22 protein-coding genes are annotated in these 21,289 nt (G+C 49.5%); 12 read left to right on the top strand and 10 right to left on the bottom strand.

Annotation, left to right across the window (positions count from 1 at the left end; translation table 11 throughout):
* Positions 1-50: 50 nt before the first annotated feature.
* The 5 genes from Mal48_RS13150 to Mal48_RS13130 form a co-directional block, all read right to left on the bottom strand.
* Positions 51-1,175, bottom strand: a complete 1,125-nt coding sequence (locus Mal48_RS13150; RefSeq protein WP_145200090.1) for a flagellar basal body P-ring protein FlgI — start codon at positions 1,173-1,175, stop codon at positions 51-53.
* Positions 1,176-1,324: 149 nt separating this feature from the next.
* A complete protein-coding gene (locus Mal48_RS13145; RefSeq protein WP_145200087.1) occupies positions 1,325-1,975 on the bottom strand; it encodes a flagellar basal body L-ring protein FlgH in 651 nt (216 codons plus the stop codon).
* Positions 1,976-2,150: 175 nt separating this feature from the next.
* Complete coding sequence (gene flgA, locus Mal48_RS13140; RefSeq protein WP_231739567.1) at positions 2,151-3,152, bottom strand: flagellar basal body P-ring formation chaperone FlgA; 1,002 nt, start codon at positions 3,150-3,152, stop codon at positions 2,151-2,153.
* A 132-nt stretch (positions 3,153-3,284) separates the two neighbouring features.
* Positions 3,285-4,082, bottom strand: coding sequence for a flagellar basal-body rod protein FlgG (gene flgG / locus Mal48_RS13135; protein ID WP_145200081.1), 798 nt, complete (start codon positions 4,080-4,082; stop codon positions 3,285-3,287).
* A gap of 2 nt (positions 4,083-4,084) precedes the next feature.
* Positions 4,085-4,840, bottom strand: a complete 756-nt coding sequence (locus tag Mal48_RS13130) for a flagellar hook-basal body protein (RefSeq protein ID WP_145200078.1) — start codon at positions 4,838-4,840, stop codon at positions 4,085-4,087.
* An 817-nt stretch (positions 4,841-5,657) separates the two neighbouring features.
* Between Mal48_RS13130 and Mal48_RS13125 the strand changes: the two genes are divergently transcribed.
* The 10 genes from Mal48_RS13125 to Mal48_RS13080 all read left to right on the top strand — a co-directional run bounded on the left by Mal48_RS13125 (position 5,658) and on the right by Mal48_RS13080 (position 13,890).
* Entirely contained in the window at positions 5,658-6,182 is a 525-nt protein-coding gene (locus Mal48_RS13125) for a flagellar basal body-associated FliL family protein (protein WP_145200075.1), read from the top strand.
* On the top strand, positions 6,172-7,059 hold the full coding sequence (locus Mal48_RS13120) for a FliM/FliN family flagellar motor switch protein (protein WP_231739565.1): 888 nt from the start codon (positions 6,172-6,174) through the stop codon (positions 7,057-7,059). The genes Mal48_RS13125 and Mal48_RS13120 overlap by 11 nt, the downstream gene beginning before the upstream one ends.
* A gap of 121 nt (positions 7,060-7,180) precedes the next feature.
* The gene (fliN, locus tag Mal48_RS13115) at positions 7,181-7,636 is read left to right on the top strand and encodes a flagellar motor switch protein FliN (RefSeq protein ID WP_145200069.1); all 456 of its coding nucleotides are present in this window, start codon (positions 7,181-7,183) and stop codon (positions 7,634-7,636) included.
* Positions 7,637-7,756: 120 nt separating this feature from the next.
* Complete coding sequence (locus tag Mal48_RS13110) at positions 7,757-8,521, top strand: flagellar biosynthetic protein FliO (protein ID WP_145200066.1); 765 nt, start codon at positions 7,757-7,759, stop codon at positions 8,519-8,521.
* A 1-nt stretch (position 8,522) separates the two neighbouring features.
* A complete protein-coding gene (fliP, locus tag Mal48_RS13105; RefSeq protein ID WP_145200062.1) occupies positions 8,523-9,206 on the top strand; it encodes a flagellar type III secretion system pore protein FliP in 684 nt (227 codons plus the stop codon).
* A 133-nt stretch (positions 9,207-9,339) separates the two neighbouring features.
* Entirely contained in the window at positions 9,340-11,475 is a 2,136-nt protein-coding gene (locus tag Mal48_RS13100) for a flagellar biosynthesis protein FlhA (RefSeq protein ID WP_145200059.1), read from the top strand.
* A gap of 171 nt (positions 11,476-11,646) precedes the next feature.
* Complete coding sequence (locus Mal48_RS13095; RefSeq protein ID WP_145200056.1) at positions 11,647-11,862, top strand: hypothetical protein; 216 nt, start codon at positions 11,647-11,649, stop codon at positions 11,860-11,862.
* A gap of 135 nt (positions 11,863-11,997) precedes the next feature.
* Positions 11,998-12,690, top strand: coding sequence for a sigma-70 family RNA polymerase sigma factor (locus Mal48_RS13090; protein ID WP_145200053.1), 693 nt, complete (start codon positions 11,998-12,000; stop codon positions 12,688-12,690).
* Positions 12,691-12,851: 161 nt separating this feature from the next.
* Positions 12,852-13,052, top strand: coding sequence for a hypothetical protein (locus Mal48_RS13085; RefSeq protein WP_145200050.1), 201 nt, complete (start codon positions 12,852-12,854; stop codon positions 13,050-13,052).
* Positions 13,053-13,146: 94 nt separating this feature from the next.
* Positions 13,147-13,890: a hypothetical protein gene (locus Mal48_RS13080; RefSeq protein WP_145200047.1), complete on the top strand. Its 744-nt coding sequence runs from the start codon at positions 13,147-13,149 to the stop codon at positions 13,888-13,890.
* A 64-nt stretch (positions 13,891-13,954) separates the two neighbouring features.
* Here the strand turns inward: Mal48_RS13080 and leuD are convergent, their stop codons facing one another.
* The 5 genes from leuD to Mal48_RS13055 all read right to left on the bottom strand — a co-directional run bounded on the left by leuD (position 13,955) and on the right by Mal48_RS13055 (position 18,732).
* On the bottom strand, positions 13,955-14,551 hold the full coding sequence (gene leuD, locus Mal48_RS13075; protein ID WP_145200044.1) for a 3-isopropylmalate dehydratase small subunit: 597 nt from the start codon (positions 14,549-14,551) through the stop codon (positions 13,955-13,957).
* A gap of 721 nt (positions 14,552-15,272) precedes the next feature.
* Positions 15,273-15,800, bottom strand: a complete 528-nt coding sequence (locus Mal48_RS13070) for a PEP-CTERM sorting domain-containing protein (RefSeq protein ID WP_231739562.1) — start codon at positions 15,798-15,800, stop codon at positions 15,273-15,275.
* 719 nt (positions 15,801-16,519) lie between these two features.
* Positions 16,520-16,888, bottom strand: coding sequence for a hypothetical protein (locus Mal48_RS13065; protein WP_231739558.1), 369 nt, complete (start codon positions 16,886-16,888; stop codon positions 16,520-16,522).
* Positions 16,889-17,018: 130 nt separating this feature from the next.
* Complete coding sequence (locus tag Mal48_RS13060) at positions 17,019-17,387, bottom strand: branched-chain amino acid aminotransferase (protein WP_231739555.1); 369 nt, start codon at positions 17,385-17,387, stop codon at positions 17,019-17,021.
* Between the two features lie 394 nt (positions 17,388-17,781).
* A complete protein-coding gene (locus Mal48_RS13055) occupies positions 17,782-18,732 on the bottom strand; it encodes an amidohydrolase family protein (RefSeq protein WP_145206176.1) in 951 nt (316 codons plus the stop codon).
* Between the two features lie 366 nt (positions 18,733-19,098).
* On the opposite strand from Mal48_RS13055, the gene Mal48_RS13050 reads away from it, so the two are divergent.
* Positions 19,099-19,305 (top strand): hypothetical protein, encoded by a 207-nt coding sequence (locus Mal48_RS13050; protein ID WP_145200038.1) that lies wholly within the window; start codon positions 19,099-19,101, stop codon positions 19,303-19,305.
* Positions 19,306-19,399: 94 nt separating this feature from the next.
* Entirely contained in the window at positions 19,400-21,262 is a 1,863-nt protein-coding gene (locus Mal48_RS13045) for a GTPase (protein ID WP_145200035.1), read from the top strand.
* Positions 21,263-21,289 lie beyond the last annotated feature (27 nt).

The following is a 21,289-nucleotide window of genomic DNA, read 5'->3' as shown; positions in this document are numbered from 1 at the left end:
CGAAAGGACGTTTCTTCGCCAGTCGAGAAGGCGCAAATCTGCTCAAAGCCTCACTTCATCTCCAGTTCTGCATGCAGCGCACCAGACTCTTTCAGTTGTTGGAAGATGGAACTCAAATCACGCGGGGCGACTCCCAGGGCATTTAACGCCTGAGCCAGTTCGCCGACAGTCGTCGTTGGTTCAATGATCGAAACTGGATTGTCTTCTTCCTCGACCATCACTTCCGTTCTCGGCACAACGACCGTTTCACCCTGACTAAATGGAGCAGGTTGTGCGACTAACGGTGTTTCTACAGTGGAAACAACCAGGTTCGCGTGTGTTATCAGTACGCGTGAAAGTTGGACGTGTTCACCGATGACGACGGTTCCTGTTCGCTCATTGATGACGACTTTGGCAGGAACGTCAGGAGTTACAGTCAGATTACTCAGAGTTGCAACGAAATCACTGACCGTACTTTGCAACGAAAACGGAATGATGACATCAATCGTTGCAGCATCCGTGGCGAATGCAGATTGCGGATAAACTTGATTGATTGCGTTCGCTGTTCTTCGAGCGGTTTCATAACTGGGGGAATTGAGAAGAAATTGGACCCTCCCGTCTGTTCCCAGTTCCGAGCAGGTTTCCAGTTCCACGGTCGCGCCGTTAGGGATTCGTCCTGTAGTTGGGTGATTCTTTTGAACTCTGGCACTCTCACCACTAAAACTGAAGCCTCCAATTGATATCGGGCCAGAGGCGACTGCGTACACTTGACCATCTGCCCCAAAAAGGGGAGTGAGAATGAGTTGTCCACCTTGTAAGCTTTCAGCATCGTCAAAAGTCGAAACGAGAACATCAATCGCTGTCCCCTCTTTTGAGAAGCTGTCAAGGTTAGCAGTCACGGTAACGACCGAGATATTGTCTGTCTTTTGCGCGGTGTCATTCTCAATGCGGGCACGTAAATCAGGATCGGAACGGACACCAAATCGCTGAAGCATGTTCATCGCGAATCGCCGAGTGACAGGACTTTTTCCACCGGTCCCGTTGAGCCCCGTGACCAGCCCCATTCCGACGAGTTGATTCTTTCGGACACCTGCGACATTTGTCAGGTCGCCGATTCGGACGTCAGCTGCGAGTTTCGATGTACCCATCAGACCCGTCACGAGGAAGAGGTTGAAGATGAAAGATCGACGAAACATAAATACCTCGGCATCGAAATAAGAAAAGTGAGAGAACGGCGGCGAAGTAGGATCAGTCTTCGGTTTGCATCGGAGACTCACCTGTTACGTGTTTTGTAGAGCTTTCGTTTCATTCTCTGTCATAGCGTAGATCCAATTCGGAAAAGGCTCTAAAAGGGCCATAACTTATTCACTGATCTGCCAAGCCAGCCTTGTCGCGTGAAGGATTGTGTTGGCCCGGCTCCTTCATAGGTCAAATGAAAATCAGAGATGTAGCGAGAATTCACAGTGTTCTGAGGTGTAAGGTCAATGGGACGGATTACTCCTGACAGGGTCAAAGCTCGCAGTTCACCGGCGACTTGAACATTCCGTTGTCCGGAGATCACGAGGTTTCCGTTCGGCAGAACTTCTGTGACGGTCGCGGTAATTCGGTCAGTAAATCCCTGTTCGCTACGGTAGTTGCTTCCGCCATCAAACTCTCGATTCGAAGTCGAGTTTAGATCGAAAGCGGCGTTAGCTGCCTTTGTTCCGAGTCCGCCACCAGTTTCAGCGTCGAAGTCAAACTTGGTCCCAGCCTGCGTCGATTTTTTCATTGCACGGTCTTCACGACTGTCGACGTCGGTCGATTGCGAAACGAGTACGGTGACCAAATCACCAACTCGACGAGCTCGAGTATCAAAAAATAACAGCGAGTTTTCGTCCGTCCTTCGAGCCCAGATCGACTCAGCCTGAAGGGACGTTCCCTCACTTAAGGACGTCATGGTTAAAACCAGAACGAGCAAGAATGGTTTGTGTAAGTGAATCATGATCAACTTTTTCATTAAGAATTCTTGAAAGTGTTTTCGATGCTCGTTGTGCCCGTGAAGGTCACTTTCATGATTTCATAGATGCATCCTACGAGGTGGAACCCGAACAGCAATGTAAGATTCGGTCTGTCACCTCTCCAAAAATATGCGTCCATGTATCGAGGGAATCAGCGATTCAGGGCATCAAAATCTATTTTCTAAACCCCAAATCAACGACAGCTTCTTCCGCGTTGACGACTCTCGCGTTGACGATTCGATTTGATTGCAGATTCTTCACTCGAATGATTTGCCCAACTCTTCCGGATTGGAGCGCTTCTGCCATGGGGACGGTGATTTCGAGTCGCCCCATCTTTGCAATCAGCCGAATCGCTGATCGTGACTTGATGACAAGGTCGCTATTCGTGTTTTCATTTTCCGGAAGTAAGTCATGTGAGCTGAGACGCTCTCCAACTTCCATGGGCCTTCGCACGCGGCGTCCCAGAGCGTTTTTCAGCGTGAGATGTCCTGCAGATGAGGTTAGAAAACGCTCCTTGAGCACTGTGTTTTCGACTGAAATAACCTCTCCGCGAGCCACATGTCTTGTGAGTCGTAACTCATCTTGCAGGATGGCAATTTCACACGGGACCGACCGCGTCGCGTAAAGATGCTCACGATCATAAATATGTACGACAATCGATTGCCGACCCAGAATAGATCCCTCTGGAAGTATGATTTTGGGCGTGAGCGTCACAAGTTGGCTCGCATTGATCCCCCAGTGTCGTTGAATCGGTTGCAGAATCCGAACCTGAACTGAACTGATGGGATATTCCACTCGGTCCGAGACAGCCTGTTCGATTGCCTGTTGAAGAATTTGTTCAATGGATGCTGTCCGTTCGTCGAGCTGGACGATTACCTGATCGGCCCCCCGGAATTGCAATTTGTCCTCAGTGTAATTCGCGAGGATCAATCGCAAGCGAATAAACTCCGCTGAAAGGATACAGCTCTTCTCATCGTCGAGTCTTTGCAAGTCAATGCTTCTGATCCGCCGCAACTGAACTGAATCACCCCCGCGAACCTGCGCGACATCACCAAGCGTGACATCGAGCCGGTTGAGCAAAACATTTGGAGCGAGTGTAATTTGCACCGTCTCGTCCTGGGCAATGACTGGCAGGCAAAACGATCCGAAAATCAGAACAATGAATCCAAATTTCATCGAGAAAGTCATCTGTTGAAACATCCGTTTTTTCAATTCATTTTCAGGCATGACACTCAGTTTCACGGGCATGACACCCAGCATCACGGGCATCGCAGTCAGCTACATGCGCAGACGGAATGGCATGCTGCTCTACCGTACGATGTCTGATGTCGTTGAGAGCATTTCATCGCCTGCTCGAATTGCACGAGAATTGATCTCATAGGCCCGTTGGGCTGAAATGAGTGAGATCAACTCGGTAACGACTTCGACATTCGAACCCTCAAGAAATCCCTGCCGAAGTATCCCGACTCCCTCATCTCCCGGATTGCTCAATACTTCATTTCCAGATGCAGGAGTGGCTGCGTAGAGGTTGCCCCCTTCGCTGGAAAGTCCAGCAGGATTGAGAAAGCGGGCCAGTTGAAGTTGACCGAGTTGCACCGCCGACTGGGGAGAACCTTCCAGCACGCCGCTGACCGTTCCATCTTCGCCAATGTTGAGTTTCGTGATGCTGATGCCGTCCTGAACGGTGATTCCAGCATCGAGCAGGTATCCATTTGTGGTCACCAATTGCCCGTTGTTATCCAGCCGAAACGCTCCGTCTCGTGTATAGCGGACTTCACCATTGGGAAGTTGAACCTTGAAGAAACCGTCACCTTCGATGGCAACATCGAGCGAATTTCCAGTCTGTTCAAAAGTTCCTGGAGTAAAGACTTTTGTTGTTCCGGTAGCACGGACCCCGCTTCCAATTTGCAATCCAGTCGGAGCAACCTGTCCGGCAGCGACTTCAGTTCCGGGTTGTTGCAGCGTCGAATACAGCAAGTCCGCGAAGTCGAGGTGGCTGCGTTTGAATCCGGTCGTGTTGACATTTGCCAGGTTATTCGCTGTGTTATCAAGCAGCAGTTCCTGTGCTTTCATCCCGATGGCGCTGGTGTAAAGTCCGCGAAGCATGATTAAGTTCCTCGTTGCAGGTTGATGCGTTGTTCAACAGTTCTCATGAGAGTTCGAAGCGTGCGCGAGGCAGCGTCGTAGCGACGTTGCACAGCGATGAGTTCAACAAGTTCTTGCACAGGGTGGACGTTTGACTTCTCGAGACTCCCTTGTTGGACGCGAGTGTTCTGCACATCCAACTGTGTGATCTCTGAACCAGATTCGTTGGGATTTCGAAAGAGGGTCGTACCGACGTTGACCAGTTTTTCATTGTCTTCAAACTGGACGATTTTGATTCGCCCGAGTTCAATCTGATTGACAGAGACTCGCCCGGATTGATCAACAGCGATGTCTTCAACGACCGTGTTGATCGGTAGGGTCATGGGGCCATTGGTCCCCTGAAGAGTTCGCCCATCTTTTGTGACAATGTTTCCCTGCTGGTCGATGGTAAATGACCCATTGCGTGTATAGAGTGGTTCGTCCCGTTCACCGATCACAAAGAACCCTTCTCCTTGAATAGCGATGTCCAACGGACGGTCCGTCTGTTCGAGCGGCCCGGTTGTGAAATCGTGAGACTCCTCCAGACCGCGAGTTCCAGCTGACGAACGGGCAATGAGGTCGGCCGTTGTCTCTTGCAGACTGTCGTCGAACGTCCCTTGTGTCAGCTGAGTACGTCGATATCCCGGAATCTGTGCATGAGCCAGATTCTTCGCAATGTGTTCGTGCTGCCGCGCCGCGCCGTCCATCGTGACGGCGGCTCCGTAAACTCCGTGAAGCATGAGTGAATTCCTTTCCAGTCATTCACTTGAGCATTTGCACAGAGTGTGCCAGAGTCAAAAAACTTCTTCCCGACATCCTCTTCGTGTGGCGATAAAGCTTGACGGTTTAATGACTTGTCGAGTTCACCCCGGTAATGAGGGTCGCAACGTTCAGACTGAGAGGCGGAAGAGCTTTCCGGGAAGGGCGGAAATTCTTTCGACGTCATCAAGCATGACTCAGAGCAGTGTGCCCGTGAAGAACGCATTTTTCTAGAACTGATCCTGAAACTTGAAGTTGCTCCCTCAAGGTGTTGAGAAAAGCGGCTGTGCCAAAGGTTTTCGGACTGGTTCTAGTAGAAATGCTATTCGCCACGAGGTAGATCCTGCAAACCAATTCCAAAGATGCTCTAGCTTTGGACGTTTTATATTCTCCTCAGTTGAAGTCTTGACATGAGTGGACTCCCGCCGTTGTGGAGCAGGTCAACGGCTCTAAGTTGGTTCGTTTTCGACTGCGTCTCTTTCAGTGCGTGTTTCTACGCAAGCGTGCGGTGAAATGCTCTTTGGGCGAGTCAAACGTTCCTCGCGTCCATTTTGCCTCATCGGAAAACCTTCTCAGATCGATAAATCCGGTAAGTCTTAACATCTATTCAAAACGTCAATCGAAACGTCGAACAGGACTCGTTTCAGGGCGTCAGAAGATCAACATAGATTTTGAGTTGTGGGTGCAAAATTGAAGCTTGAGAGAGTCTCAACGTGGGCCTTTCTCTCCCTTCAATTCCCAGCTCTCCGTCACTTCTCCCGAAGCGTTCATGATTCAACGAGATCAGAAGGTAAACCAGTGAATCAGAAAATCAGCGATGAGCCCCAGGAAGATGAGGTTCCGAGGAAATCTGGGGTCGGTTTCCTCACCCTTATGATTTTTTTTCTCGTAGCTGCCGCTGCAGGGAGTGCCATTCCTTTTATGCTCCCGAATTTATTTGCACTAGAGCCCGGCTCAAAAGCAGGCGGTTCACCGGAGAGTCGCAATGCGATTTCAGTGAACGACATGACCTATGTCTCTTTCGGTGAGTCAACGGTCAATCTCGACGAAGGACGGATGAACCGTTATCTGCGATTGAAGATGTCTCTGCAGGTCAAACAGAAAGATAGAGAGAGGGTTCAGGCTTTACTTGAGAAGGAAAAACTTGTGTTGAGAAACTGGTTACTCAGCCATCTCTCAGACAAGACCTTAGACGAAATTCGCGGCAAAGCGGGGCAGAACATGCTTCGTAGAGAAATCCGCAATCAATTCAACACAACCTTATTTTCGGACGGCCATGATCGTGTCTACGACATTCTGTTCGAAGAATTCAATGTTCAGTAACGCAAAGGGCCTTGCAGAAATGTTTGAGAGACTCGATTTTCAAACGCCCCGTCGCCCGAATGCTGGTTCAAGCCGTGTCCTCCAGCAATGGCACACAGAAATTTGCACTCGCACACAGGAACGTTGGGAAACACTGATTACAAATGATTTTCAGATTCACGCACATTCAATGGAACCGGTGACGGAACATCGAGCCATGCAAGAGCTTCCAGCGGATGGTGTTGGAGCTCGGATCAGTCTGGGGATCTCTGGCATGCCATGCCTGGTCGTCGTTTCAGGACGATTAGGAAGAGTGCTTGTTGAGTACGTTTTGAATATTCAAGGCAAAGATTGGCCTAAGCCGACTCCTTTTTCGCCAACGGAAATCGCCATCCTCGAAATCCTGTTCGAGAATATTTCTGATGCCATGAGCGAGAGCTGGCCCGGAACTGAACCGATTCCCACTACGTATCAGGAGTTCATAGAGAAGCCGCGTCGTGCGCGAATGTTTGCGAACGGGACGGACTTGCTCGTCGCGAAAATACGCATCACATCGGACTATGGAGAAGAAACTTTACACTGGCTAATGCCCAAGCACCCCCTGGAAGATCAGATCTCTCAGGAGTTCGCTACTGTTCTGCCAGCCTCTGATCATGATCTCGCAGCTATGGTCGCTGTTACAGAAAATATTCCTAAGGAAATCGTTGTAGAGTTGGGATCGGTAGAACTCAAAATGTCCGAGATTACAGAACTTTGGGACGGTGATGTTTTGATGTTGAATCAATCTGCATTTCAGCCACTGATTGCTTCCATTGATGAACGCCCAAAGTGGAAAGTCACTCCGGTCACCGTTGGTCCTCGGCTTGGATTTCAGGTGGTCGAAGCGATTGATGATTGATTTTTGAATCAGTCCAAAAAACTCTCGAATAGTCGCTTTCCTCAAGGTTTGAGAGAGCAAATTCAGGCTTCAGGAACAGGTCGAATGATTCCTGAAGCGTTCAAGATTTAGTGAGACCGTCATGACAGATCAGCAGCAATTTGACGAGAACATCAAGAAGGGATCCGTTGACTCAACTGGGGCGACCGACCCTGTACAAAGAGATGGGGATCTCAGTGCTTCTCAAGACTATGGTGATCGTGAGACAGAAGACAAGACAGAGCAGGTTGTTTATTCGGTCGATTTCCCGGCAGCTGTCCCTCCTTCAACGCCCCCCGCAAATCTTCCACTCCAACGTTTTTACGATGTCAACGTGACTGTTTCCGTGGAGTTAGGGCGGACAGAACTCCCACTTGGAGAGTTGCTTCAGCTCGGCCCGACGGCTGTTGTTGAATTGAATCGAAGCGTCAGTGAGATGGTTGATGTCATGGCACAAGGCATTCGAATCGCTCGAGGAGAAGTGGTCGTTGTCGAGGACCGGTATGCCGTGAGACTGACGCACATCGAAAATTCGCACAGTCGCGGGGCTGAGCAATGACCGATCCAAGCACTTTTGGAATGGGCGATTTTCTCAGTGACTGAGAGGTCCTGCTCAAGTTTATTACTCAGGTTTTCGCCTCTTCTCTCGTAAGAAAAAATACGAATCCGGTGCGCCATCATGATCAGGTTGACAGACAAATTGTGTTGGGCATGCCTGCTCCTTGTGGGAGTTGAAACAACTCTCGCTGTTGGAGCGGAGGCTGAAAAAATCCCTGCTTTGGAATTCAACATTCCACAAACGCAGACTCTCCAGAATGTTGAACTCTGGTACGGATCGCAACTTTCAGAGCCTGAACTCCCGACGGTGGAGTGGCTTCAAGACGAAGAGATGAATTGGAATCAGACCTTCAAGTCGATTGCTGCATTGACATTGTCCAAGACTGAAACAGTACCTGAATTTGAAGCAACAGACAGAGCCGCAAGTGAGACTCAAGCAGTGAAGCGAACTCCAGAGCAAGCGTTCAAACAGGAGATTGCGGCATCGACATTTGCGTCCACAGCCAACTTCGCCGAGCCACTCGATTTTGATCTTTGGAATTTAGTGAAATGGACCGGTGTCGTGTTGTTCATCGCTGGTCTGTCGACATATGTCGTACGAATGAAGCAAGGTGTGATACTACAGAAGTTGAACATGAGTGATCAGAAGAAGCTGAAGACAAACGAGTTGACACATCTCTCGACGCTCTCGGTTCACCAGAACAGCCTGCTGCATTTAGTCATGCTTGGAGATGAAAGATATTTGATCGCCACCGACCCGAGCGGAGTCAAATCAGTCACTCTTGTTCCCAACTGGAATCTGGATGAGAACGAAGACCTGGAATCCAGTGGAGTGACAGCAGATCAGGAACTGCCGCAGACTCTCGCAATCTCAGAGGTGAGCTGAAATGCAAAGCACACAATCCGAATTGGTTTCAGAAGTCTTGCAGACCGAAGCGTTTCAAGAACTCTCACCACAAATCAAAGTTGCGATTTTTCTGGGCGGGCTGGCGTTTTTGTCGTCCGCACTCGTGACAATGACGGCCTTCACACGCATCGTGATCGTGCTTTCTTTCGTCCGGAGAGCACTCTCGACTCAGGAAATTCCGCCGACTCAGGTCATTATCGGTCTGTCGTTGTTCCTCACGCTGTTCGTGATGGCTCCGACGTTTCAGGCGATCGAACAGCAGGCCATCATGCCTTACTTGCACGAAGAAATTTCAAGCAGCGAAGCAATCCAGAACGGTTCGCAGGTCCTCAAGTCGTTCATGATCACGCAAACTCGCAAGCAGGACATTCAGCTTCTCCTCGACCTCGCTGAGTTAGATTCAATTCCGACGCCCGAGAGCATTTCGATGCACATTCTGGTTCCGGCTTTTGTCATCAGTGAGCTGAAAACCTCATTCATTATGGGGTTTTGCATTTACCTTCCATTTGTCCTGATCGACTTGGTGATCTCGGTGATTCTTATGGCTTTGGGAATGATGATGATGCCTCCGGTCGTCATTTCGACCCCGTGCAAACTTTTGTTGTTCATCCTGGTGGACGGCTGGAGCCTGATCATTCGGGCGCTCAGCTTAAGCTTCGGATGATCTGTTCGAGGGGTTTTCAAAGCTTGTCGCATCCGATGAAGGCCACTGTCCTGACAATAAAAACTGCTCACCGTGGGACAGAACGTAAAGATCAATACTGGATTTGCTCTAGCCGCTTTTGAGCGTACACCTCATGAATCAGCCACAGAACAAAATTGAGCTCGGTCTCTCGAAAAGCGAGACACTCCTTCCGATCGGGTTGTTGGGTGTGCTCGTCATCATGCTCATTCCGCTGCCAGGTTTCATCTTAGACTTGCTGCTTGCGGGGAATTTGGCGCTCACGATCCTTCTTCTGCTAGTCACTATGGGAGCAAAGCGAGCATTGGACCTGTCGGTCTTCCCGTCACTGTTGTTGTTGTTGACTTTGTATCGCCTCTCATTGAACGTCGCGACGACACGGTCGATCTTGCTTTCAGCGAATGCCGGAAAGCTTGTTGAAGCGTTTGGTGATTACGTTGTTGGCGGAGATCTGGTCGTCGGGCTGGTCGTCTTTCTGATTCTCGTTGTGATTCAGTTTGTTGTGATCACGAAAGGAGCGGGCCGGATTTCTGAAGTGTCCGCTCGATTCACACTTGATGCACTCCCCGGAAAACAGATGGCGATTGATGCCGAACTGAACGCAGGGGCAATCGATGAACAAACTGCTAAGGGACGACGCGAACAGCTTGCACAAGAAACCGAATTCTACGGGGCCATGGATGGAGCCAGTAAATTTGTACGCGGCGATGCCATCGCCGGAATGATCATCACCGCAATCAATCTTGTCGGCGGAGTCATTCTCGGAATGACGCACGGTATGAGCATCATTGAATCGCTAACACGATACTCGGTCCTGACAGTCGGTGATGGGCTCATCTCACAAATTCCTGCTCTGATTATTGCAGTTACCGCAGGAATTTTAGTCACCAAGTCAAACTCCGAAGAAACCCTCAGCGAAGAACTCGAATCACAACTCTTTCGAAATCGTCGCCCGTTGTGGATCGGCGTCATTATTCTCGTTTTCCTGGCGTTGATGCCCGGAATGCCCAAGTTTCCATTTCTAACTCTCGCGATTGCGTTAGTCATCTCATTAACTTCTCGAAGCGTCAGTAAACCGGGTGAACTGCAAACTCCCTCAGCCCCTCCCGGACCCGATGCACCACCCGAGCCAGAAGACGATCCCGGAGATTTCTTACTTCGCGATCGTGCTACGATTGAAGTCGGCTCAAGACTTGTCCCTTTAATGAATTCAGGGCGAGGTAAACGCCTTGCCGAACGAATTACGACGCTTCGCAAAGAGTTCTCTCGCGAAAGAGGACTTTGGATTCCACCGATCCGTGTACGATCACAAATCCAGATGGACCCGCAAACCTACCGGATTCAGATTGCTGGCCGCGTCGTTGCCAGTGGTCAACTTCTTCCAGAAAAAGTCCTGGCAATTCTTCCCGAAAACCCCGGAATTCAAATCCCCGGAGAAGAAACCCGTGAGCCTGCGTTTCAGCTGCCAGCGAAGTGGATTGATCCTGCACTCAGCCAGCAGGCGGAAAGCCATCGCTATACTGTTGTGGACCCGTCGAGTGTGCTGATCACTCATCTTGGGGAGGTTTTGAAACTCCACGGGCACGAACTCCTCACTCGAGAGACTCTCAAGGAACTTTTGGACCGTGTGCGGGAATTCGCTCCTGTCATCGTTGATGAACTTCGTTCTGAATCGGTCCGCATGGCTGTGTTACAGCAAGTACTTCAACAACTGGCAGAGGACGGCGTCCCACTCTCTGATCTGGCACACATTCTGGAGTCCATTTCCAATCACAGTTCACAATTGAAAACCGCAGATGATTTAACTGATGCCGTACGAGCCGATTTAGGGCGATTAATTTGTGACCGCTACTGCTTACCGAACGGCGACTTGCGAGTCCTCGCTTTTGAACCGCAACTCGAAGCACGCTTGAGAGAACAGGTTCGCGATCAACAACTTGCCGTCGGTCCAGATTCACTCGAAGCGATGCTCGAACAGATTCAAGCTGCCTGGAAGAACTCGCAACGTGCTGATCAGCCATTGGCCTTACTGGTCGATCGTGTTCTGCGACGCCCGTTGCGAAAACTGTTTCGCCGCTCCGCGCCGCACCTGGGAGTGGTCGCGTATCAAGAAGTTCCGGGGGACCTGGGAATCGATCCCGTTGAGTTCATTCCTTACAGGACTATTTTCCCTGAAAACGTTGGCATTGGAGATTCAATTGTCCCAACTGCCGGGAGTGAGAACGAAGGGCTTCGGAATAATGCAGCGTGAGCAGTGCGGGACTTCTGGAGGCATCCATGAGGGAACGGTTTTATCAGGAACAGCGCTGAACGATCTGCGGCAGAAAGCCAAAAGCATTTCGAAATGCTCAACAGGTCAGTGTCAGGAAATGACTCTTTACGAAAGCGTTTTCGTCAATGTTTATCGAATGAAATCATCAGTATGAATAAGAACATCCCCAAAAATTCGAATGTGCAAATCGGCATGGCAGTCGGACTGCTCGTTGCCTGTGCAATGACTTTACTCAGTGTTGTTTTCGGGCTTGAGCCTGAGGTTGTCTTGTTCCGAGCTTTCCTCGGAGGCGGCGGCGCAACGGTTCTCTTTATTGGAATGTCTTCGATGGTCTCGCTTGTGTTTGAAGATGAGGACGAGTTTTGAAGGAGTCGCTCTAACAAAACCAACAAAGTTGTGGTTGAGCGAATACCCACCGTATTCGCAGTTTTGTTAGTGCTTCTTCAATGAATGATTCCCAGGGACGATAGATGAAAAGAGTGATTGGCAGGAGGGGGACGCATGGATGCGGGACTCAAGACATATCAAAACATCAATGACCAACAGGCACGCGAGCGACTCATCGTCTCAAACCTTTATTACGTGAAACATGTGATCGGAAAATTGTTGCTGGAGCTCCCCAGTGCCATAGATTTTGAGAATCTCGAAGCGGCTGGAGTTCTGGGATTGGTCGAAGCAGCGAATCGGTTTGATGCAGACAAGGGAGTTGCATTTAAGACCTTTGCCTATTCAAGAATTCGTGGAGCCGTTCTGGATGAACTTCGTCGAAATTGTCCAGTTCCCCAGCACATTTTGCAGAACTGGTCGAAGATCAAAGCTGCCATTCAAGGAGGCGAACAAACATTAAATTCTCAACAGATTGCAGAGATGACAGACCTTTCAGTCGAAGACGTCGAGAAGTGTCTCGTCGCGATGCGTATGAATTACCCTGAAAGTTGGAGCGAAGAACTCCTCCCATACACAAGACGCTCTGACAACTCAGTACAAGAAGAACAGTCGGAGCATGAACAGCAACATGTCCTTGCCAAAGCGATTGAAAAACTCGCTGACCGTCCACGTGCGGTGATCACCTTGTATTACCTCGATGATTTGACACTCAAGCAAATCGGTCAGGTTCTCGGGCTCTCCGAGTCCCGGGTCTCACGCATTCTGACAAAAACAGAACTGGAACTGAAACAAATGGTTCACCGATAGCATTTTCGAATCGGTGTTTGAGTTCGTTCACATGGCGGACTACCTATGAAGTCATTTAAGTGAACTTCACGGGCACCACGAGCATTGAATCCGTTCTGAAAACTGAACTCTCATTTTCCGTATCGAATTAAAATCCATTTTCCATCAAGTGAGGTGTCCGAATGACGCGCAGCCAACCTTCCGCAATCGTTCGCGCAAATCGAGTCAAAATCGATCCGCGAAAATTACTCGTCACCGAGCAGGAACAGACTTCTCCGAAAGTCATTGTTCATCGCGATCAGGAGTTGATCCAGTCAATTGAGATTCAATGCTCATGTGGAAGTCACGTTGTTTTAGATTGTGACTACGGCTCTGAAACTTGAATGGACAAGGTGAGGTGATCACCGACAGTCCGTTCTACCCAATTGAGAAAGACGCAAGATGCGTTCTGAAGAGACGAAACGAAAGATGCCTATCATGCTAATCAAACATCGGATGCTGTTCGTTGCATTATTACTGTTCGGAGTGTTGACCGGGTGCGGAACCATTTCACGTCAACAAGATCCCGGTTGTGACTGCGTGGTCAACGCAGACTTTCAAGCGGGATCAATCGAGCTGAGCCCACAACTTGGCGATGAAGGCTTCACACTCGTCCCCATTCCGCTAGAGGAGTACGATGAGTCCCCCCGGGCCTGTCGACGAATTGAAGATTCGACCGACCCCTCGATCAATTCAAACGTCGCGCAGGTGAAATGGAAATCGAACTCGTCAGAAATGAAGAGTGATCAGACGTCGAAACCGCCACGGACAATTGCGAAGCCGATTTCGCAATCTCAATCCGTTAGAAGCAGCACATCGTCCATTTCAACCTCGAACCGAACACTCACTTTCATTCCACCCGATCCTGCTCACTGCCTGCCATTGCTGACTGATCTCAAGCAGAAAACAGAGTCCAAATCTGCGGAACTCGAGCAGCAGTTGTCAGGCTTGGAGAAAATCATTCAGGAGAATGATCGGGCACTAAAAGAGATGGCTGAAGCACTCAAACTTTCGAACAATCGTATTGAGAACCTCAAGTCCGATGTCGACAAGTATCGCAGCGATCTCCTGAATCTGGAATCCTCTATTGAGCGTCAACACGTCGAGGACCTGAAAATCCTCGACTCACTTTCAAATCAACTCGGAAATCTCCTTAATGATTCATCTCCCAGCGTAAGGTAAGTCGCGATGGTCCAATCGGTCCGGGCGAATGTTCAGGTGCCCCTCACCGAGATCGTGGTCGAATTCAGGCCTTTGGAAACCCGCTGAGATAGGGAAGCGTTGTTTTTTTCTCTTCGATCGTGGGTTTGTTTTCGAGGAGTTGCGACAAGAAGTCCCACTGTCCGGAGACAAGCGAATTTCGTGCGCTATCCGGGATTGTTACTGCGAATGAGGTCTCGCCGTATTTCACCTGGCAGTTTTCAAGGTCGACGATCACTTCAAGAGTTGGGTCCGCTTGAATCGCTTTGCTGAGAGCTTCAAGATCAGTCCTTCCTGCACAGACAGCAGGGACCCCGAGTGATGTGCAGTTTCCGAAGAAGATCTCAGCGAACGATTCCGCAATGACTGCCTGAATACCCCAACGCATCAGTGACTGAGGAGCATGCTCACGTGAAGACCCACAACCAAAGTTGCGGCCACTGACCAGGACATGGGCATCTTGGTATTGCGGTTGATTGAAAGGATGGTTCTTGTCTTGCAAACGATCATCTTCAAAGGCGTGCTCACCAATCCCTTCGAAAGAAACACAGCGAAGAAATCGGGCCGGAATGATGCGGTCCGTGTCGATATCGTCCAACAACAATGGAATTGCTTTTCCGGAGACGGTTTGAATCTGTTTCATTTGAAAACCTGTGTATCTAATGTCTTGTTTCTAGGGTGGCCAGCGGAAAAGGAATGTTCAGTCGTCTGTAACTCTGGCTCATCGCCCCGTGCAATCTTGGTGGGAGACAGTGGTCCCGGACTGCTGGACAATCATACTTCCCGCTCTCCAACTGGCCTGACACATCAACGACGAACAAGGTGCGCTCTGCGTACCGCAGATAGCTGTCACAAAGGTAAGCACAGCGTACCCTACTTGCTTGCGATGACTGGCAGCGATTGTTTTGAGTGAAGATTGTTGAGAGAGGAATGAGTCTCACCCGCATGATTCACTTCAAGCCAGAGCTGTATTGTACTCACACAACCTGGAAGTGGTACTCAACAACAGGTCCGTTTTTCCAATTGCGAAACAGTACGAGCATCAAGACGCAATAGGCCTGTGATATGCCCCTCAAGTTTGAACCTGAAATTCCACGAAATGGGCAGCAGCAAACGGCTGGGAGGAAGCGTCTAATTTTCGAGACTAAGATTGCAAGCACTGGAGTGGGGCGGAGACAGAGAGGCACGCCAAAAATTCTCTGTCAATTGAGAGAGGCAAAACGACAAACCCAGCTCGGAAGAGAGTGGAAGAAAGCAGTTCGACCGGATCAGAACATTGAAAGGAAAGAAGAGTCAAAACGCAAAAAAAACGACCACTCAAAGAGCGGCCGTTTCATTGATTTCATCAAGCTTCACAAGAGAAACTAGGCAACCTTACGCCGACGTCGGTAAGCCAAAGCCCCAACAATCGCTGTCCCAAGAAGAATGAACGACGAAGGTTCAGGAACAGTGGGACCTACAAGACTTTCGGTGTCCAAGCTAAACACAAGTTGCTGATCTGCAATCCCAATCTGCCAAAAAGGCTGGCCGAGAACATTTTTGTAGTACGTACCGTTGCTTGCCGAGACTGACTTGTCCCAAAACCAAGCTGTTGCGTCAGATGTGTTGTTGTAAATTGAGATCATATAGGATACTCCACCTGTGAGCATGTATGACCCATCAAGAGTTGCAGTGTAGAGATACTGTGCATGTCCACCAGCAGATTGACCTGTTGCAACACGACTATCGAGTGATGTCCCAGAGTCAACACCAACATGAAAGGTTGTTTCAGGTCCCGTTGCTGGATTGGTGGTTGTGTTTACATTCGGGTAGGTCCCATTATCTATCGCCTCAAAACGGATGGAAAAATCATCCGTAGGCAGGCCGGAGGAGTAGTGACCAATCCAACTCACTCCTACGACACCATTAGTCCCAACTCCGGGGACATCAAAGTACACGCCTGCAAAAGGGTTAGGATTCGTAGAAGCAGCATCGCTTGTGATACCAGAACCGTTGGGATTAAGGGCTGGAAAATTGCTGAAAATTGGGGCAGCGTGTGCGTTTAAAGCGAATCCAACACATAGAAGTGTTGCAAATAAAGTGATTTTCAAACCCTTCACGCTACTTCTCCAAAATCTTAAGGAATGCTATCGAGTCTGTTAAGATAGCCAAGATAATATGATACGGAGTCATCAAATTCAACCACGATGTTCGGCAAATCATTGATTTGTAAAAAAAACATTTGGGAGAATTTGGGAACTGATAGATTTCACAGCGATTTGCACACTGTCATGGCGAGGCTTCAGATGAATTTACCACTCCATAGTTCTATATACTCATTCCAATTATGACCAGCATGCATTCTGTTGCGCTTTCCTAAACCACCCATCATACTGCGCTGATTCTTCAAGCAGGGAGGTCATCATGCAGGTAATGCCTTGGTTGACGCTGGACGATGACATCCCTATTTGAGAATCACAGCGTAAAATAGGTAGTCTGGCAAAACGCAATAGAATGCGTGACAGTTTAAGTTGAAATCCGCAATATCTCTGGATCAGAAAGTCAAGAGTATACAGAAAAAGAAATGACCCTATTGGGCCATTTCTATATCGACAAGCAGCTTCAGAATGTTTTATGGAGAGGAGTCTGTTGGCGAGCCAACAATTTGAGCTCCATTCACTTCCAGTCCGCCATCAATGAAAATGCAAGTTGCAGATACAAAGCCACCTTGCGAGCCAGCGTCTGAGGCATCACAAAAATCGGCCTCATCGTCAAACATTGTTCCCGCTGTACTACTGGCGTGACCCGTGATATCAGAAAAGGCATAACTCTGGTCCAGCGCAGAAATTGCATCAGCAACATCAGCGAGTTCTGTTACAACCTGGTCTCGAATTGTAGTCAAGCCAACAAGCATTCCGATGACCAAAATGGTTGCGATGATCACTAGCTCTGTTGAGACTACGAATCCCGATTCATCTCGTATTAAATTTTTGAACATCATATTGTCCTTCGTATCATCGACAATCGGCTCAGGTACGAATGAAGAATGCTTGGCTTCGATTTACACCCAAACAGGTAGTGGGTGGTACAACCACCCACTACCTTCGATTCAAGAAAATCCTGAATTAGTTTTAGATGCTGTCAGAAGCTTCTGCGATAGTCTGGGCACCATTCTGCTCGGATACTCCGTTATCGATCAGCACGCAAGTACCTGAACCAGCTCCAGTTCCCTGTTCGCCACTGTCGCTCACATCACAGAAATCTGCTTCATCGTCAAAAACAGTTCCAGCTGTGCTTGATGAGTGTCCGGTGATGTCTGAGTATGCGTAGCTTTGGTCGATTGCTGAGATTGCGTCGGCAACGTCGGCGAGTTCGGTTACAACTTGGTCACGGAGTGTTGTTTGACCAACGATGAGTCCGATGACGAGGATAGTTGCGATCAGAACGAGCTCAGTTGAGACGACAAAACCAGCTTCGTCTTTCAAGATTGCTTTCAACATAGTTCTTTGTCCTTTTTTTCTTTTTCTATTCTTTATTATGTTTACTCTTTGGTGGGTCACCGCTGCAGACAGTTCTTCACCTCGCATCGCCGGCAAGTGATGCGGAAAAGCTCTATGGCAATCGGCGTGCCAAACGTGTTCAAGAACTGAAACACGTTTGTTTATGCAGGTTTACCCGGTTTAACATGCTGTTTCGGGGCTTTGACGTGTCACCGGCTGATTACACCGGTTTACGGTTTAAAGGACAAATGGTTTGCAGTTCACGTGTTCTACACGGATCAGCTGTGCAAACTGTTGAGAGAATGGCAGATAGGAGAATTCGCAGGACCGGAATCAAAGAGGATTGCCCCGCAGTTGATCTGCGGGGGCTTGCCCTGGGTTTTGAATCTTGAAGTTAGCTGAAGAAGACGGTTTCAGCTGTTTTTCTGAGGATGGCATCTTTGTCAGCTGCTGAGAGAAAATCGATGCGGTCCTGGATCAGAGCGATGGAATCTCCGTAGGTGTTTGGTGCGGTTAACTGATACGGACAGTCGCTGGCCCACATGAGCCGATTGGCTCCGTAGGCATCGTACAGAACGTGGATCATCGGGGTGAGTTCATCGTGAGGCGGTTGTTTCTTGCCGAGCGCGTAATAGGCGGAAACTTTGACATAGGTGTTAGGGAATTTTGCGAGATCGGCGAGTCTTTTCAGGTCTTTTGAATCGATTTTCCCGTCGATTCCGATACGCGCAAAGTGGTCAATGACGACTGTTGTGTCCGGGTATTTCTCACAGAAGTGGTTGACTTCGAGCAAATCTTCCGGGTTGATGAGGGGGCACATGGCAATCCCGATTTTCGGGCCATGCTTCCACATCGCGTGCATCCCTGGGCTGTCTCGCCATTTCTTGACGTTTCCATCGCCGGACCGGATTCGCAGGCCGCGAATTCCAAGTTTTCGGAGTCTGTCCATCTCTTTGGCCGGAGCATTCCCCGCAGCGTCGATACATGCGACGCCGGAATATTTTTGGGGTTCCTTTTGAATTGTGTCGGTAATGTATGAGTTGTCTTTTCCGTGATAAACGTTGTGCTGAATGAGGACCACCTTGGTCACCCCGTGCGGGGATGCGACCGCCATGAGCTCTTCAGGAGTGAAGGTGCGAGGTTTGAGGTCCTCGACCGTTTGTCCGTTTTGAAGCGGGTAATGAGCGATGTCATCGGTCCAGATGTGGGAGTGTGCGTCGATAATTTCCTGCTTTTTGTTCGTTTTTTCCTTGGCGAAAAGGCTGGGAGAAATCGATGCAGCTGCGACGGCAACTGTGCCGGCCTGGAGGAATTGCCGGCGATCGAAATGGTTGGTGCTCTGCATGGTGGGGCTCCGAATGCGGCCTCAGCGAAGGCAACCGAAAGTGGTTATTCAATGGGGCCGCTGGTTGAGGTTCAATGGATTGAAATTCAAGGGTAAGTCGTTGGTTGCGTCGTCGTTACCGGTTTCCCTGTCTCTGTTTGAGGCGCACACTCATCAACTTGTTCTGTGAGGAGATTGGGGGGAATCGATTGCGAGAGGGGGCTCGCGTTACCCATCGGTTCTCCTTGATTAACCTGTTTTGAGTATCTCAATCGAACTTGAAATGAGCAAGTTGCGGACGAGGGATGTTCTCGTTTGACGGGCAACTGCTAAACTTGCTGAGTCGGCTGGTATGTTGATGATCCAATTTAGAACTGATCCTGAAACTTGAAATTGCTCCCTCAAACGTTGAGGAAAGCGACCATTCCAAAAGTTTTCGGACTGGTTCTACAAAGTAATGATCTGTTTTCACTTTTTGCATCAGGCGTTTGCATCAGGCTTGGCTGTGAAATGATGGCTGGCGAGTGGTCTTGTACGATTGAAGTGAATGGACAGGACGCTGGAGGACTCAAGCTGGCAAAAATTTTGAAATAGACCACTTTGCCGAACTGTTGGTAGGCTTTCGGCAGTCCTGAATTTTATTTTTGGCTTCAACTCGAATCATTTTTTAGACGAATACTGCCTGTTCATGAACTCTCGATTTCAACACTGTTCCGATGTGATCGTTCGGTTAACCGAGGCGATTGATGCTTTGGAACGGCGGATTGCCTCGTTTGAGCTTCCGCCGTTGAAGGATCGTGAATGGTTTGAATTGCTTCAGGAAAAAGTGCGACCGCAGTTGGGAAAAGATTCGTTCCTGATTGTTGCTGTGGTCGGGGGGACGAATATCGGTAAGTCTGTTTTGTTCAACCATATCGCTGGCGGACGACTGAGTGCGACCAGTCCGATGGCCTCTGGGACGAAACATCCAACGGTGCTGTTCCCGGCAGGGTTTGAGGCTTCGCACAATATCGAGGAACTCTTTCCCGGGTTTGAACTTCTTCCGTGGGCCGATGCCGATCAGGCCTTGCGAGAGGATGATCGGCATTTGCTGTTCTGGCGAGAAAGCCAATCGCTGCCGAGCAATTTAGTGGTACTTGATACACCAGATGTCGACAGTGTTGCAGAGGTGAACTGGGAGCGGGCGGATAAAATTCGGAGAAGTGCAGATGTGCTGGTCGCTGTGCTGACTCAGCAAAAATATAATGACGCCGCTGTGAAGCAATTTTTCCGGAAAGCGTCGCAAGAGAGCAAGTTCGTCATTGTTGTCTTCAACCAGGTCTTGCTCCCTGATGACGAAGAGTACTGGCCATTGTGGATGCAGACATTTCACGAAGAGACCAAAATCAACCCTCACTTGTTGTATCTTGCTCCAAATGATCGTCGGGCAGCTGAAGAGAATGCGTTGCCATTTTATGAACGATCCTGGCCGCAAGAGGGAAGCGTTTCCGACTCAACTTCGAGAGACTTGCTGAAAGATCTGTCGGAGCTTCGCTTTTCCGAAATTAAGGTTCAAACGCTTCAGGGAGCATTGCAGAGTCTCTGTGATATCGAACATGGAATTCCCGGATGGTTGAATGAAATTGGCCGAAGAGGTTCTGATTACGAGGCAGCTCTCGAACTGATGTCCTCTCAGCGGTTGGTCGAAGTCGATCATTGGCCGACGTTACCGAATGCTGTGATGATTCGAAAAATCCGGGAGTGGTGGAGCGAGCAACGCGAAGGCTGGTCGGCGAAAGTTCACGGGTTCTATAACAGGCTGGGGGCCGTCGTCACTTACCCAATTCACATGCTTCAGGAAAAGAAATCTCCAGAGGACTCTCCCATTTATCAGTATAAGGTTCGAGAATGGGAAACGATTTTGCAGGCACTTGATAAGACATTCGAGAAACTGACATGGCTGCGAGATTTGGGGAATCCACTGTTAAGTCCGCGACTCACAACTTTACTATCCGGAAACGCGCGGCTTGATTTGATCGAGAAGATTCGCGAAGAACATGACTCCGTCGACCTGGAAACAGAGCTTTCGGTGCTTGTGCAAGAACAACTGGCACGGTTTCGAACGGAAAGCCCGCAGTCGTATCGACTGTTTCGTCGTCTCGACTCTGTCGCTGCCGCAGCACGCCCGGCTGTCAGCGTGGCACTGTTCATGACCGGAGCCGGTCCAGTCGGAAATGCCCTGTTTCCAGCTGTTGCAGATTCGGCGATGCAGGGGGCACTGCACATCGCTGGAGACGCCGTTGGAGGAACAGTGATGACAGCAGTGGGAGACAAAGTTCTCACCGAAGGAGCCTCAACGAGCGCCGGCTATCTGGAGGCGAGGTTTCGTCAATTGCATTCCCAATTCACAAAGCAGCGAGCGGGATGGCTCGCGCAGGAATTGGAGAAGCATCTGTTCGGAACTCTTCCTAAGGAGCTTGCCACTTCGTCGCAGATCTCTCAATGCCCCGAATTTCAACGGGTTGATCAACTCGTTGAAGAACTCCGCAGTGTCGCAACCGAACAAAGCTGAAGGACGGCTTCGAGGCAGGTTGACTCA

It is taken from the genome of Thalassoglobus polymorphus (assembly GCF_007744255.1).
Classification (GTDB): Bacteria; Planctomycetota; Planctomycetia; order Planctomycetales; family Planctomycetaceae; genus Thalassoglobus; species Thalassoglobus polymorphus.
The sequence above is the reverse complement of the archived record's forward strand: the minus strand, read 5'-3'. Positions and strand labels throughout refer to the sequence as shown.